Source organism: Clostridium tarantellae (assembly GCF_009295725.1).
GTDB classification, from domain to species: domain Bacteria; phylum Bacillota; class Clostridia; order Clostridiales; family Clostridiaceae; genus Sarcina; species Sarcina tarantellae.
In genome coordinates, this window is the sequence record NZ_WHJC01000469.1 from 1 (window position 1) to 1651 (window position 1651).

The 1651-nt window shown below is 19.2% G+C and carries 3 protein-coding genes; 2 read left to right on the forward strand and 1 reads right to left on the reverse strand.

Annotated features, from left to right (window positions below; translation table 11 throughout):
• The coding region (locus GBZ86_RS15640; RefSeq protein WP_152892200.1) for a MerR family transcriptional regulator at positions 1-623 on the reverse strand (623 nt) is incomplete at its 3' end.
• A 160-nt stretch (positions 624-783) separates the two neighbouring features.
• Here GBZ86_RS15640 and GBZ86_RS15645 point away from each other — a divergent pair.
• On the forward strand, positions 784-1116 hold the full coding sequence (locus GBZ86_RS15645; protein WP_152892202.1) for a hypothetical protein: 333 nt from the start codon (positions 784-786) through the stop codon (positions 1114-1116).
• A 48-nt stretch (positions 1117-1164) separates the two neighbouring features.
• Entirely contained in the window at positions 1165-1584 is a 420-nt protein-coding gene (locus GBZ86_RS15650; RefSeq protein WP_152892204.1) for a hypothetical protein, read from the forward strand.
• Positions 1585-1651 lie beyond the last annotated feature (67 nt).

Here is a 1651-nt window from a genome sequence, read left to right on the forward strand (position 1 = left end):
ATTTCAGTTTTATTTAAATGTTTATATTCATTTATTAAAGAATTAATGGCATGATTTTCTTCTAATAAAACTATATTTTCATCATCATCTATATATTTATTTTCTTTAATATTATAAATATAAAAATAAAGTTCTTGGCTTACATTTACTAAATCTCTTTCTAAGGTATAAGAATTATTTTTATTAAAATCTAAAGCTAATAAATTTTTAATATTAATAGCATAAAAATTATAATTTTTTGTCACTACACTAAGTTTACTAAAATCATATTCATTACGAAAATTTATTATTTTATCTAAAATAATGTTACTATTACTTAAAGACTTTTCTAATTCATTTAATTCCTTTATTTTTTTATAAATAATTTCTTTTTGTTTTATAATTAAATTCTTATACTCAAGTATATCTTCATTTTTTATAGTATTTTTAATATCTGATAAAGATATGCCTAAGTATTTTATTCCAAGAATCAATTGTAGTTTTTCTAAATGATGTAATAGATAATATCTATAACCATTTTCTTTGTTAATTTCAGGGGTTAATATACCTATTTTATCGTAATATCGTAATGTGTCTGTACTTATATTAAAAATTTTACTTACTTGTCCTATTGAAAGCTTCATTTAATTTCTCCTTATCTATTACTATTGTTAATATTATATCAAAAATTTATTTATTATTTTAGGTTAAAAAAATAGTATTTCAGGCTTAAAACAATAAAGTTTTAATAAATTATGATATATTTAAGAGTAAGTATAATTAAAAAATATTGGAGCTGATAGTGTGATTAAACTAAAGGAAAGTTTTAAAAAGGATGTTAAAGATTTAAATGGAATAAATACTATTACTATACTTTATATGATGCTTGGAATACATTTTTGGAATATATTTTATAGCAGAGGTTTTTTGTATAATATATTAGGGGGTATAGGATTAATTATAGCTATATTTTGTAGTATATATAATGCAGTAGTAGATTATTATTATTTTAAAAATAGAAGTAAAGTAAATAGTAAAATATCTTATAAAAAAAGACGTACTAGAATTATTTGTAATATACTTTTTATAGTTTTAATAATAGCAAGTATAGTTTTAAAATACATTTTTCCTTTTTAATTTTAAAAAGTATATATACTAATTACATAATGAAAGGACTTTAAACTTATGATAAAAAATTTGAATTTACAGAAAAATGAAGAAGTAATATGTTCAATAACATGTTATCCAACTTTTAAAAGTATTTTAAAAAATACAGCTAAAAATTTAGTAGCAAGATTAGTATTTTCTATAATTCCTGGAGCAGTTACTTCCACTAGATATGAAGGAAAAGTGGAGGTAATATTAACAAATAAAAATTTATATTTACAATATTCACAAGATGAATATAATTCAACATTAGAGTTTAATAAAGCATCTAGGTGCATACCTATTAATGAAATTAAGAATTTTTCTGTTAGCAAACATAAAGAAAATGAAGTTATAAACATTTCATTTAAGCATCACATTGTTTCCTTATTGCATCCTAATATAAATAATAAAAATTTAGGTGGAAAAATAGCAAATTATATAGTTTCATCAGTATAAACATAAATTATTTTAAGTTTTAATGAAAGAATTCTTTAAAAGTAAAAAAGACTAAAAATTTTAGTCT